The sequence below is a fragment of the Arthrobacter sp. D1-29 genome (assembly GCF_054130585.1).
This window is the reverse complement of sequence record NZ_CP096383.1, coordinates 2,520,656-2,532,926: the sequence shown is the minus strand read 5'-3', so window position 1 is coordinate 2,532,926 and position 12,271 is coordinate 2,520,656. Positions and strand designations below refer to the sequence as shown.

At 63.9% G+C, this 12,271-nt stretch carries 10 protein-coding genes; 4 read left to right on the top strand and 6 right to left on the bottom strand.

Features of this window, described 5'->3' with window-relative positions; genetic code table 11:
- Positions 1–103: 103 nt before the first annotated feature.
- The gene (locus tag M1E17_RS11415; protein WP_457967709.1) at positions 104–1,312 is read right to left on the bottom strand and encodes an acyl-CoA dehydrogenase family protein; all 1,209 of its coding nucleotides are present in this window, start codon (positions 1,310–1,312) and stop codon (positions 104–106) included.
- 429 nt (positions 1,313–1,741) lie between these two features.
- Between M1E17_RS11415 and M1E17_RS11410 the strand changes: the two genes are divergently transcribed.
- The 4 genes from M1E17_RS11410 to M1E17_RS11395 all read left to right on the top strand — a co-directional run bounded on the left by M1E17_RS11410 (position 1,742) and on the right by M1E17_RS11395 (position 5,767).
- A complete protein-coding gene (locus M1E17_RS11410) occupies positions 1,742–3,610 on the top strand; it encodes a substrate-binding domain-containing protein (RefSeq protein WP_457967499.1) in 1,869 nt (622 codons plus the stop codon).
- A gap of 64 nt (positions 3,611–3,674) precedes the next feature.
- The gene (locus tag M1E17_RS11405; protein WP_457967497.1) at positions 3,675–4,505 is read left to right on the top strand and encodes an endonuclease/exonuclease/phosphatase family protein; all 831 of its coding nucleotides are present in this window, start codon (positions 3,675–3,677) and stop codon (positions 4,503–4,505) included.
- Between the two features lie 37 nt (positions 4,506–4,542).
- Positions 4,543–5,334 carry a PIG-L deacetylase family protein gene (locus M1E17_RS11400; RefSeq protein ID WP_457967495.1) on the top strand — a complete coding sequence of 264 codons (792 nt, stop codon included), beginning with the start codon at positions 4,543–4,545 and terminating at the stop codon, positions 5,332–5,334.
- Between the two features lie 46 nt (positions 5,335–5,380).
- Complete coding sequence (locus tag M1E17_RS11395; RefSeq protein WP_457967494.1) at positions 5,381–5,767, top strand: VOC family protein; 387 nt, start codon at positions 5,381–5,383, stop codon at positions 5,765–5,767.
- Between the two features lie 22 nt (positions 5,768–5,789).
- Here M1E17_RS11395 and M1E17_RS11390 read toward each other — a convergent pair whose 3' ends face one another.
- From M1E17_RS11390 to M1E17_RS11370, 5 genes are read right to left on the bottom strand one after another with little or no spacing between them, the layout of a single operon-like run.
- Complete coding sequence (locus M1E17_RS11390; RefSeq protein ID WP_457967492.1) at positions 5,790–6,821, bottom strand: sugar kinase; 1,032 nt, start codon at positions 6,819–6,821, stop codon at positions 5,790–5,792.
- Between the two features lie 3 nt (positions 6,822–6,824).
- Positions 6,825–7,490, bottom strand: a complete 666-nt coding sequence (eda, locus tag M1E17_RS11385) for a bifunctional 4-hydroxy-2-oxoglutarate aldolase/2-dehydro-3-deoxy-phosphogluconate aldolase (RefSeq protein ID WP_457967490.1) — start codon at positions 7,488–7,490, stop codon at positions 6,825–6,827.
- On the bottom strand, positions 7,487–8,320 hold the full coding sequence (gene kduI, locus M1E17_RS11380) for a 5-dehydro-4-deoxy-D-glucuronate isomerase (RefSeq protein WP_457967488.1): 834 nt from the start codon (positions 8,318–8,320) through the stop codon (positions 7,487–7,489). The genes eda and kduI overlap by 4 nt, the downstream gene beginning before the upstream one ends.
- A complete protein-coding gene (locus M1E17_RS11375; protein ID WP_457967486.1) occupies positions 8,317–9,465 on the bottom strand; it encodes a glycoside hydrolase family 88 protein in 1,149 nt (382 codons plus the stop codon). The genes kduI and M1E17_RS11375 overlap by 4 nt, the downstream gene beginning before the upstream one ends.
- On the bottom strand, positions 9,455–12,238 hold the full coding sequence (locus M1E17_RS11370) for a hypothetical protein (protein ID WP_457967485.1): 2,784 nt from the start codon (positions 12,236–12,238) through the stop codon (positions 9,455–9,457). The genes M1E17_RS11375 and M1E17_RS11370 overlap by 11 nt, the downstream gene beginning before the upstream one ends.
- Positions 12,239–12,271: the final 33 nt, after the last annotated feature.

Sequence of the window (12,271 nt, the reverse complement as noted above, 5' to 3'; positions counted from 1 at the left end):
CGGGTTCCGGCTTGGTACTGCATGTGCCCAGCGTACCAATTGTCAACAATCTACGATAGACCTCCGAGTAATGATTTTGGTTTTGTTGCCGAAGGGATGTGGTTCAGCGCGTGAAGGCGCTCTCGCCTGTCAGGGCGCGGCCGATGACGAGGGCATTGATGTCGTGGGTGCCCTCATAGGAGTAGACGGCCTCGGCGTCCGCGTGGAAACGGGCTACGTCCGTATCCAGCGTGATGCCGTTGCCGCCCACTACTTCACGGGCCAGAGCCACGGTTTCACGCATCAGCAGGCTGGTTTGCATCTTGGCCAAGGCAGAGTCCTGGTCCCGGTAGATGCCCCGGGCCTGCTGCTCGGTCAGGCGGACCACCAAGGACAGGCTGGCGGTGATGTTTCCTATCATCCGGGCCAGTTTCTCCTGGACCAGCTGAAACGAACCCAGGCTGCGGCCGAACTGACTGCGTTCCTTCACGTAGGCCAGTGCGGCCTCGAACGCGCCGGCCTGGATCCCGGTGGCGATCCAGGCAACATCGGAGCGCATCGCCCGCAACATGGCCGCGACGTCCTTGAACGAGTTCACATTCTGCAGGCGCATGGCGTCGGGAACGCGGACGCCGGCCAGGGTGATGTGTGCGTTCTGCATCATCCGCAGCGCGGTCTTGCCGTGGATCTTCTCCAGCGTGACCCCCGCCGCGGCCCGGTCTACGAGGAACGCCTTGACCTGACCGTCGATGATGTCGCGGGCGAACACGCACAGCACGTCAGCGGTGGACGCGCCCCCGATCCAGCGTTTGGCACCGTCCAAAACCCAACTGCAGCCGTCGGCCTCCGCTTCGAAACGGGCCGTCGTGGAGAGTCCGCCGGCGATGTCCGAACCGTGCTCCGGTTCGGTCAGGGAGAAGACGCCCTTGAGAGAGAAGTCGATGACCCGGGGCATCCACTCGCGCTGCTGTTCCTCGGAGGCGCCAACGCGGATGGCTGTGCGGAAGAGCCCGGCCTGGGCGGTGTACCAGGTGGCCAGCGATGCGTCCGAGCGGGCGAGTTCAAAGACCCGGAAGCCATGGTAAATCCCCCGCACCGGGGTACGCTCTGCACCTTCGGCGCCGGTCAGGTCCGCGGGCTCCATGATGTCGAGATCGATCAAAGGCTGCGCCAGCTGCTCCGGGAACTCGCCCCGCTCCCAGTACTCGGCCAGCAACGGCTTGGCCTGTTCGTCGAGGAAGTTCCGGAGCCGCGCCAAAACCTGGCGTTCCTCAGCGGTGAGCAAAGCCTCGGCGTCGTAGAAATCCGAGACCGCATACAGCCGCCCGGACATTGCCGGTCCCGCTGGAGCCTGTTGCGCGGCACCCAAGCCGGGCCCCGCCGTAGTACTGGTGGTGTCCACCTTGCTGTTTATACTCATAGACTGCTCCCTCGCATGAAATAACCGGCGGAGACCGGGTGTAGCGATCCCATCGCGTTGGTGGGCCCTCATAATCAATGAAGCAATAGACTATTGAGAAAGTCAACGATTTCGGAACGCCTCAGGCTCGTGAGGGGCAACGAAGGCCCAGCCAGCATCCGAAACCCAGAAAAGTTCAACAAAATGTGAATTCAAATGTTCACGGTGCGCCTCTCAGAGTTATCCTCAAAGTGCGTATCCGGTTGCGGGGGCTAGGCGCACCCGCGGTGCAGCTGCCGCGGGCCAGTTTCATGATGTCTATCCAAACCGGGGAAACCCGGCGGATTTCAAAAGGAAACGAGCATGGGCCGTCGACGCGCAGCAACTGACCCGAGCTATCCGCGCTGGGTCTGGATCACCGCAGGGGCCACCGTGGCCCTCCTCATTGTGGGCGGCGCATTCCTGCTGCGAACGTTCATCTTTCCCCCCGGGCCGGGACTCGGCGGACCTTCAGCCGGTCCTGGCAACATACCTCCGGCCGGCGAGCCCTTGGCGCAGGACAGCCCCGCCGCCGTCGCCGGGGCCTCTCCCTGCATTCCCCTGAACATCCTCACCTCGCTCGAGAACGCGGAGATGGTCAGGTCCATGGCGGCAGATTATACGGCGAAGCCCCGCAGCGTGGACGGCAAATGCGTGACACCGGCCGTTACCCAGGAAAAGTCGGGGATCGCAGCCGGCAAGGTTGCCGGGCAGTTCCCCGGGGTTCCGGCCGGCGAGAGGCCGGCCATCTGGCTGCCCGACTCCTCCGCGTGGTTACGCATCGCAAAGGAAGGCGCCGGCGGAGGCACAGTCCCGGCGGAGGGAGCAAGTGTCGCGCGGAGTGCGGTAGTGGTGGCCATGCCCGAAACGATGGCCAGTGCCCTCGGCTGGGACAGCAAACCGCCGTCGTGGTCTGAGGTGTTCAGGATGGCCGAGGACCGGGACGTCTGGGAGCGCCTCGGCCATGGCGACTGGGGGAAGTTCAAGTTCGGCAAGGCCAGTCCGCTCGTCTCGACGTCAGGCCTGATGGCCCTTGCTGCTTCCTACGGTGCCGCCGGAGGCAGCCTTGGGGGTGTGGACGGCATGGACCTGGACGCATCGTCCCTGGTGGAGAAAGTGCGCGCCGTGGAAATTGGCACCAGCCACTACATGGCCACGCCCGAGCATTTCCTGTGGCACGCCAGGGAGGCAGACGACGCCGGGAAGGTCTCGGAATTCCTCTCGGCCGTGATCGTGGATGAGAAGTCCGTCTGGGACTACAACCGGGGAGTGGTCAGCGAGGACGGAATAACGAAGCAATCCGGTCCCCCGCCCAAGGAGCCCCTCCGTGCCATCTATCCCCAGGACGGCGTGCATGTTGCGGACAATCCGGCAGTAATACTCGACGGGGATTGGGTGGGGAGCCAGCAACGCCTGGCGGCCCAGGATTTCCTCAAGTTCGCAGTGACGGAACAGGGCCAAAACGTTGTGAAGGCCTCCGGCTACCGGACAGTCCAGGGCATGCTGGATGCCGCAGTGGCCGGAACCGGACGGTACGCTGAGGCGCTCCAGCCGCTGCCACTGCCCAAGGCGGAAGCGCTTGTTGCCATGCAGGACAGCTTCCCCGAGGTCCGAAAGCGGGCCAGGGCCCTGTTCCTGCTGGATGTCTCGGAGTCCATGGTGCAGGAACCCGGCCTGACCAAGCTGCAGCGGGCCAAGGATGCCGTCCGGAAGGCACTGGATCACTTCACGGGTGACGACGAGGTTGGGCTGGCCGCTTTCTCCCACGTGGGCGACGGCCCCTTGCAGCCTGGCATCGTCAGCCCGGTAGCGCCTTTCAAGACCAACAAGGAAGACCTCATCGCCAAGCTCAACGAGCTTCAGGCAGTGGACGCAACGCCTCTCTTCGAAGCGGTGAGCCGCTTCACTGGCGAACAGGCCAAGGACTACAAAGACACCTTCATCAACACCATCGTGCTTTTGAGTGACGGCAAAAACGACACCACCCACCCGGGAGACCTGAGTGGGCTCTCCGAACAGTTGAGCCATCAGAACCACTCGACGCCCGTCCTGGTCTTTACGCTCGCTTACGGGCCCGACGCCGACGTCCCCACGCTGCTGGAAATCGCCCAGGCCAGCGGGGCGCACTACTATGACGCCACCGATCCGAACAGGCTCGAAGAGGTGCTCGGCGAACTGGTGACCAGTTTCTAGGCAGTGACGCACTTGCGCCATCAGGGGCTGGCACAGAATGGTTGCCCTTGGGCATTATGGGTGAGTGACCCGTGACGAGGACATCCCTCCGCACTTCTACGGCCAGCTGATCGAGACGACGGCCCGGATTGTCGCGTGGAATGTCTGGGGGCTGTACGGACCATGGCAGGAACGTGAGGCTGCCATCATCACCACCTTGGCGAATGCACGCCCTGACATCGTCGTTCTGGCGGAATCGTGGGCACAAGCCGAAGACAGCCAGTGCGCCAGGCTGGCCGGCCCGCTCGGGTTGCCACACCATGCCTTCAGCGGCGTGCAGGCGCAGGAAGACGCCTCCGCACTGTCCGGCGTCGCGGTGATGTCACGTTGGCCAATCACCTCCCAGGCCAGCACATCGTTCGGGGGCATGCGTGCGCAGCACGCCAGGCTGTCCGGGCCACGCGGCCCGATCCAGGTGTGTGGCGTGGTGATGGACGCATGGTGGTTCGATCAAAGCCAGGAACGCCAGGAAGCAGTGAGGGGCCTGCTCACGTACCTGCACGCGTCCCAGGACGATCGAACGCCGCTGGTGGTCTGCGGAGATTTCAACGCAGATCCCGACAGTGACGAAATGCGCATGATGACGGGCCGTGCAGCGGCGCCCGTCCCCGGAATGGCCTTCTATGACGCTTGGGAAGTGGCCGGCCCGGGGGGTCAAGGCTGCACATGGTCCAACAGCAACCCGTGGGCCACCCAACTGCTCTGGCCGGACCGCCGGATCGACTACATCTTAACGGCGGCACCACGGCGCGGCGGAGCCGGCCATCCGCTCTCCGCTGCGCTGCTTGGCACCGGCCCGGCGCAAGGCACGTACGCGTCGGACCACTTCGCGGTACAGGCCGACGTCCGCTATTGACTGTTTTTCTGGGTCACATGGGCTTAGCCTCTGTCCTATGGACGAGCCACATTCACTGGCGGTTGTGGTTGCGCATCCGGACGATGATGCGTACGGCTGCGCGGGCTCGATTGCCCTGCATGAGAACGACCCTGGATTCCGCTTCTGCCTGGTGCTTGCGACCGACGGCGGGGCCGGGCAGATTGCGGAGGGCGTCCCCACTACGCCGCAGGAGCTGGGCGCATGGCGGCGACGGGAAAGTGCCAGTGCCTGGCAGGCCCACGGCACAATTCCGGACCGGCACGAATGGCTGGACTACGAGGACGGGCACGTCGCAGACGTGGGCTTCGAGGAGCTGGTCGGGAGGATTCTGGCCATCCTTCTCCAGGAACGTCCGCAGGTAGTGGTGACTTTCGGACCCGATGGGATCACAGGACACCGGGACCATATCGCGGTGGGCAGGGCTACCGATGAAGCCTTTACACGGGCACGTCAGGTACCGGGCCCTGGTTTGAAACGACTCGTCCACGGCGCCTTGCGCGCGTCCACCTTTGAACGCTGGAACCAGAGGCGGCAACAACAGGGCCTGGAGCCTTGGGACCCTGCCCGTGAGTACCACCTGCGCCCGGTTCCCGACGAATGGATCGACATTGAAGTGGACACCAGCAAGGTGGCGCACCGAATAGTCGCAGGCCTCATGGAGCACAAATCCCAGCGGCACGTCATCGTCGACCCGGGGGTGACTGAGCGCCGGTGGGCCAGAATTGTGTCCCGCGAATCGTCGGTCCTGGCGTGGCCGGCCAGGACGCCCGGCAGTCCACTGCTGACAGACCTGTTTGAAGGACTCTGAGCGGAAGCTCCCCTACTTCCAGACAAGACGCCCCGAGGAGGTCGCCATGACAGTCGCATTCAACCACACCATTGTTTATGCAACAGACAAGCGCCGTTCGGCGGAGTTCCTGGCCAACGTGCTCGGACTGCCGAAACCCCAAGCCATGTGGTCCTTCATGACAGTTAGCCTCGAGCACGGAGTGGCCCTCGACTTCGCCACCGCAGACCGGCCCATCTCTCCGCAGCACTACGCCTTCCTGGTCAGCGAGGAGGACTTCGACGCAATCTTCGCAAGGATCCAGGCCCAGGGCATCCCCTACTGGGCTGACCCGGGACGGTCCCGCCCGCAGCAGATCAACCACAACGACGGCGGACGTGGCGTCTACTTCGCGGATCCTGACGGGCATTTCCTCGAGGCGATCACCCGCCCGTACGGATCGGGCGCTGCCTGAGGTCCTGGTAGCCGCGTACTTTTTACCTGGTTACGGGTTCGGTGGCATCCAGCAGCGAAAGTTCGTTGCGGTAGGGCATGCCTTCCCAGTCACCTGGCACCAGGCAGGCAAACGCCCCGGTGCGGACTGCGGTGAGCAGGCGCTGGGAAACACTCTCGTCACGGAGCCATTCCGCCAGGTAGCCAGCGACGAATGCATCCCCGGCTCCTACCGTGTCGATGGCGTCAACCTGGATTGCGGGCTGATGATATTCAATGCCATCGACAAGAGCGGCACATCCCGCCGCGCCCAGCTTGATCACCACTTCGGTGGGGCCGAGTTTGGCCAGCCGCTCGGCCAACTGAAGAGGATTTTCGGCGCAGTCCACCACGATCGCCGCCTCCTCTTCGCCTGCGAAAACCACGTCTGCCTGACTGATCAGATTCTCGTAGGCGGATTTCGCCTCCTGCATGGACCACAGAGACGCGCGGTAGTTAAGGTCAAAGGAGACCTTGACACCAGCAGCTTTTGCGCAGTCGATGGCGTACTGCACCGCTTCGGCTGCCGATCTGGACAATGCGGGCGTGATGCCTGTCAGGTGCAACAGCCGTGCCCCGGCAATGAGGTCGCTGGGGACGTCCTCCACACAGAGCCGTGAGCCCGCACTGTTAGCCCGGTAGTAAGACACCCTGGTGCTGGACGATGTGCGGCGCTCCTTGATCATGAGCCCCGTGGGGGCCCCGCCGTCCCGGGCGCAGACAACTTCCACTCCCTCAGCCAGGAGTTCCCGGCGGACCAGGTTTCCGAGCGTGTCATCCCCGAGCCTGCCCACCCAGGCCACGGAGGTGTCCAGCCGTTTGAGGGCAATGGCCACGTTGCTTTCCGCACCGCCGATGCCCAGCGTAAAGGACCCGGCGTGTGGCAACGGACCGACAGTTTCCGGATTGAAAAGAGCCATGGACTCGCCCATCGTCACAACTTCGGGGGCGCCTGTTGCACGCTCGCGTGGCACCGTTGTCCTTGCGGCCGCTGGGGCTTCAGCATCCGGCCCGGTGTTCCAGGTAGGTGGGGTCATGGCTCAGTCCTGCCGGATTGCCGTGGCAAGGGCAACCGCTTGTTCGCTGAGTGAACCGATCCGCGCGAAGTCCTTGGACTGGATTGCGGCCCGGGGCACCATCCAACTGCCGCCTGCTGCCATGACATTCGGTATGTTCAGGTAGGTGGCGAGGTTGTCCGGGTTTATTCCGCCGGTAGGGATCACCTGCAGGGAACCGAAGGGCTCCACCAGTGCTTGGACGGCGGCCGGACCTCCCGAAACTGATGCCGGGAAAAACTTCACTGTCTGCAGACCCATTTCCAGGCATGCCAGAATCTCTGTTGCCGTGACAGCCCCCGGCACTATCGGGACACCATGTTCTTGGCAGCGTTCCACTACGCTCCGGCTAAACCCTGGCGAGACGATGAACTGAGCGCCGGCGTCGACCGCTTTGTCCACCTCCTCAACGGTGGTCACTGTGCCGGCGCCGATGAGGACAGGGGCCGGTCCTTCAGTGAGCCCGGCGTCTACGGCGGTTCGAATGGCTTCTGCTCCTGCAGGTGTTCGGAACGTAATTTCAGCCACGGGCAGTCCGGCCTGGCTGAGCGCAGTCAACAAGGGCACTGCATTCTCTGCATCGTCAATGACAACGACAGGAATCACCCCCCACTTTCCAAAGGTGGATATGACTTCGGTTTCGGCTTTCACAGCATGTCCGTGACGTCGACACTGTCCATGTCGTTGTAGGTGGTGTTTTCGCCCGCGGTTGCCCACACGAAGGTGTAGGGTCCCGTGCCGGAGCCGAAATGAAGTGACCAGCTGGGGGAAACTACGAGCTGGCGGTCAGCGACAATCAGGTGGCGGGTTTCGTTGGGTTCGCCCATGATGTGGAAGACCCGATCCTTGGGAGCCAGATCAAAGTAGAGGTAGGACTCCGTGCGCCGGTCATGGGTGTGGGCCGGCATCGTATTCCACGTGCTTCCGGCGTGAACCCTGGTGTATCCGAAGGCGATCTGGGAGCTCCGGGTCCCGCCTTCGTAGATGCACTGGTGAAGGGTGCGCCGGTTGGCGCCGTCCTGCGATCCCAACTCCACGACGTTCATCATTTCGGGCTCGATAAGGGCCGTGGGCAGGGCCTGATGCGATGTTGCGGTGAAGACGTAAAACGCAGCCGGATCCGTTGGATCTGAGGAAGCAAAGGATACTTCCGAGGCGCCGCGCCCCAAGTACATGGTGGAAGTATGGCTCAACTTGTACGCCTGGCCGTCAGCCGAAACCACGCCCGGGCCACCAACGTTAATCACTCCCGCTTCCCGGCGCTGCAGCAGGTGCTCGGCTCTGATCTGGTCCGGAACCGGCAGCCCAAGCGGCTCCGCCAGGGGCACGATTCCCAGGGCCAGGATCCTATCGTGGTGGCTGTACAGGCCATGAACCTCGCCCGGCCGAAACAGATTCTCGCCGAGGAAGGCATCCCTCAGTTGCCGGCTGGTCATGGTGGCAACGTGCCCCGGGCTGTGGGCGTATTTAGTGGTAATCATAGGTTTTCCCCCTGTTGGCCCACGGGCATATTCATGCTTTTTGTCGTCTCGCGCCAGGCGGCGATTGCCTCAAGCGCAAGGCCTTGTCCCCAAGGCTGGATGCGGTCGTCCCTGATGACTGAGTAGCCGAACGGAATGAGCTGCAGAACGGTTCCGGCGCTGACCCGGGTCAGGGTGCCTTCATGGACGTATGCCAATGCACCGCGGACTGCCCGCTCCCCCGCCTCACGCAGGGCTGACCGCGGCGATGCTTGGTCAGCCGTCGGCTTTGAAGTTGCTTCCCTGGCGGCTGTGAGGGCATCGGCGCGCAGCATTGCTGCCCCGATTCCGGCGGCCGCGGACGTTTCGAGCACGCCCCGTACCTCAACCTGACCGTCAACCAAAACATCCCAGACGCCGTGCTCAGGCTGGAGTTGTGCGAGGGTCTGCAGCTGGCGGTCCAAACGTTCCCGCACTTCTCCCAGCCGCTCGGCCGTGCCTCCCAGGGCGAGAAGATCGGCCCCTGCCAGGGCAGTCCAGGCGTTGGCCCGGCCCCAGAAACTGTCGATGCGCGCGCCGGAGTGCGTACCGTGAACGAACAGACCTGAATCCGAATCCTGTAGCAGTTCGGCGTGCGCGAGCCACTGGTCTACTGCCTCCTGAACCAGGTCCTGCCGGTCCAGGACGTTCCCTGCGCGCAAGAGGAACTCCCCGGCCATGTAAACGGTGTCAGCCCACACACCGCCGGGCCAGTGTTCCAACGCGCCGTTCGGGGCGCGGGTAGCTTCGGGGGCATGCAAATACCACTCCAGGCAAGCCTCCAGGAGTGCCCTGATCGCAGGGTCGGGGGCGCGGCGGTACAGCTCGGCCACCGCGGCGCCCGGTGCCAGGTTATTAACGTGTTCCAGGATCGGGGGGCTGGCCAGAAACCTGTGCGTAAAGGCAGTGACCAGTTCGGGTATGTCGGCTCCGCGCGCGGCCGCGGCCCGCCATGCTGCCAGCAGGCACACACCTTCGCCCCAAAACCAGCGTTCCACCCCCATGCTGGCCGTCCGGGAAATCAGTGCCGCCTCGATCGAATCAAGGTCCGTGACCAGATCTGCCCGCTCCAACGGACGCACAGGAGGAGCAGAGAGCTCAGCTGAGGAAGTGTCTTCACCGGCCATTGGACATGCTCCCTACCAGCTTGGTGGCGCTTGAAACGCCTTCCACGGCGTATGCCTCCGCGAGGGCGGAAAGTGAACCGGCGACATCGAGACCCAGTGTCTTTCCACGCCAGGCGACGTCGATTCGGCCGTCGTCGAACTCTGCATGGACTGCCGGGTTGTCCAGGTGCGGCTCATTCTCGGGGACCCCATTGACGAGGCCAACGGGAGTACCGTCCAGCAGGAACGCGGTTTCGAAAGTCACTTCCATGACGGCTGCATTCTCCCTGGCGAAGCGGACCCCGGGATCAGCTTCACCGCGCGGGTGCCACTGCACCTCGGTGGATGCGAGCGAATTGACCCAGGCCCGGAAGTCGCCGTCGGCCTGTTTGCGTCCGACGACGGTAATCCAGGCGGCGCCTCCCTCCACCGGGAGCCACTCCTGCCAGGCTGTCTCGCCTTCCAGGACAGGGCGGACGCCACCGGGAGTGGCGATAGCGACATAGCCCTCGCCGCGGCGTGCTGCGATCCATTCACCCTGCTGGATGTATTCATCCGTTTGGGACAGGGGAAGCCACAGGTGTGTGGAACGGATTGGATCCGTCGTGGTGAACCTCTGCAGGTGGATCAGCGCATTTCGATGCTGATGTACACGAGGGAGAATCCGATGGCCTGCCCAGGCGTTCGGGCGGGCAGAAGATCCGGTGTCGGAGTTGGCCGGGTGGGTAACGAACACCTGCAGCTCGCGCCCAAGGGTGACCCCCCAGATGTGTTCCTGAAGGCCGGGAAGGCCGGCCCGGTAATCCTGCACACTGGAGAGCATGACGTCAGGTGTTCTCCAGACCCGCAGGTCGGAGCGGTAGGGCCTCTCCAGGAGGTCCCGTTCGAAGGAAAGTTCGCCGCGGTAGACCTGGCGGCCCCACCATTCTTCTGGTTCGTTCCCGGCCAGTTCGCGGACAACATCAGGAATCGTGTACTTCTGCGCCAGCGCCAGGGCCGTCACCGGAAGTACGGCGTCGTTAAGGGTTCCCACGCCGGCCACAAGCCGAAGGATCGGGGAGGTTTCCTCGAATCGTGAGCTGCGCAGGGTGTGCACGTAGGAGCGGCCATGAGCCGCACCATGGGTGCCGCGCCAGGAGTTGGACGCCAGCGTCACCAGGACCTTGTCCAAAAGGGTGCGCGCTGCCGTAATCAGCGCCTGGTCTTCGCCCAGCTCGATGAGCGCGCACAAAGCGTAACTGTCGATGGCAAGGTATGCGTTGGAATCGAACTCGCTGAAGCCGCCCCGCAGTTTCCTCGTCAGCCAGCCCGCAGCCCGGGAACGGGCTTCCGCTCCGTGCTCGGATCCGGTACGGCCGTCAACGGTGAAGACTGAGTCAGGGAAGGCCTCTCCTGCGAGCGCCTCCGCCACGTGCCAGACGAACTGATGGTTCTCCGTGAAGTAACACATGGCATCAAGGCCAGGCTGGGTGATCCAGTACTTCATCCCGGTGATTGCCACGGAAACTTCCTTCCGCAGCTCGGGTGACCAGCGGTCCTCGGGAATCCAATGCCATGCAAGCAGAAGGGACACCACCTCGAAGTCGGCGCAGTCGCCACGCGTCAGGATCCGGTGCAGCGAAGATCTGAGGTCCTCCACCTGGACGGTGGTCTGGGAATCCAGGGCGTAACGGGCGAGGAGGCCAGCGACTCCTGGCTCGCGGATCGCGCCTTCGCCGTGTCCGGCGACGTGCCGAAGGACATCGTTGCGCCAGGCTGCGGTGTCACCTGTGGGGCTTTCGGTACTCAAGGGCGGCAGGACAGCCACCCGCATCCGCATCGTCTGCGGGCAGCGCTCGTCGTCCAGGCCTACTTCGACGATGCTTTCTCCGCTGGAGAGCATCGATGCCCCTGCCGTTCGGGCGACGTCGCCGCCTTCGTCCTGCTCCTCCTCCGTTGCATGATCCAGGCGGTATGTTGCTTTTCCGGCCGCGTCGGCCGTTATATGCTGCCAGGGCGAATTCTCCCCCACGCGCACCCTCAAGGCAGCGCCCGGAGGAGCTAAGAGGGTGGCCTCGGCCGCGTCCTGCGCCCAGGACGGCGAGCCGATTTTCGCCAGTACGGTCTGGGCCAGCCTGGCTGCGTGTTCATCTGCCCCCGGTGAGGGGATGACGACCCGTACGGGCAGGCCTGTTACCCGCATCCGGGCAATCTGGCGGCACTCGCGGAAGGCGACCTGCCATGTCGCCAAATGGACAGTGGTGGTTCGTGAGGGGAGGCGGACCCGCGCCGTGTGCACTTCGGGTTCCATGTAGGAGACCTTGCCGCCCTGGAGCACCACCTCGCCATTGAGCCACAGGACGAACGGGCCGGTGGTATGGAGTTCAATGGTTCGCCAGTCGCTCTGGTCTATTTCCAGCACGGTGCTTGCCAACGAATACCTGTATTCCGGTGTGAAGCAGAAGGCCGACCAGTCAAGGAACCCGTCCTCCCCCGTGCGGACCCGCCGCCACGAAGCCTTGTACGTGGAACCTCCCGCCAGCCAGCTGACGGCACCGCCCTCGACCGGCGGCTCGATGTGCTGCCCGATATCGATGGGGTGTGCTTTCGCCAGTCGTTCCTTCAGCCCGCCGACGTCGGGCCCGTTGGTCAGGACCCACCGGCCATCCCCCCAGGGCTCACCTTCGGCGGGAAGGAACTTCTCCAGGTCCCCGCACGGGGAAGCCCATACGGGCGAGACCAGCCAGTCGCGCACGGTACCGTCGGCGTCGGTGGTGTGGGTGGTCCTGTTGGTCGGCATAAAAATTTCACTCATGGTGCCTCGTTTGTTCTTGGTGGGTCGGTCGGG

Excerpts from the sequence above, each read along its gene's own strand:
- M1E17_RS11415 (WP_457967709.1), bottom strand. The coding sequence starts at position 1,312 with ATGTCCGGGCGGCTGTATGCGGTCTCGGATTTCTACGACGCCGAGGCT.
- M1E17_RS11410 (WP_457967499.1), top strand. The coding sequence starts at position 1,742 with ATGGGCCGTCGACGCGCAGCAACTGACCCGAGCTATCCGCGCTGGGTC.
- M1E17_RS11400 (WP_457967495.1), top strand. The coding sequence starts at position 4,543 with ATGGACGAGCCACATTCACTGGCGGTTGTGGTTGCGCATCCGGACGAT.
- M1E17_RS11395 (WP_457967494.1), top strand. The coding sequence starts at position 5,381 with ATGACAGTCGCATTCAACCACACCATTGTTTATGCAACAGACAAGCGC.
- M1E17_RS11390 (WP_457967492.1), bottom strand. The coding sequence starts at position 6,821 with ATGACCCCACCTACCTGGAACACCGGGCCGGATGCTGAAGCCCCAGCG.
- kduI (WP_457967488.1), bottom strand. The coding sequence starts at position 8,320 with ATGATTACCACTAAATACGCCCACAGCCCGGGGCACGTTGCCACCATG.
- M1E17_RS11375 (WP_457967486.1), bottom strand. The coding sequence starts at position 9,465 with ATGGCCGGTGAAGACACTTCCTCAGCTGAGCTCTCTGCTCCTCCTGTG.
- M1E17_RS11370 (WP_457967485.1), bottom strand. The coding sequence starts at position 12,238 with ATGAGTGAAATTTTTATGCCGACCAACAGGACCACCCACACCACCGAC.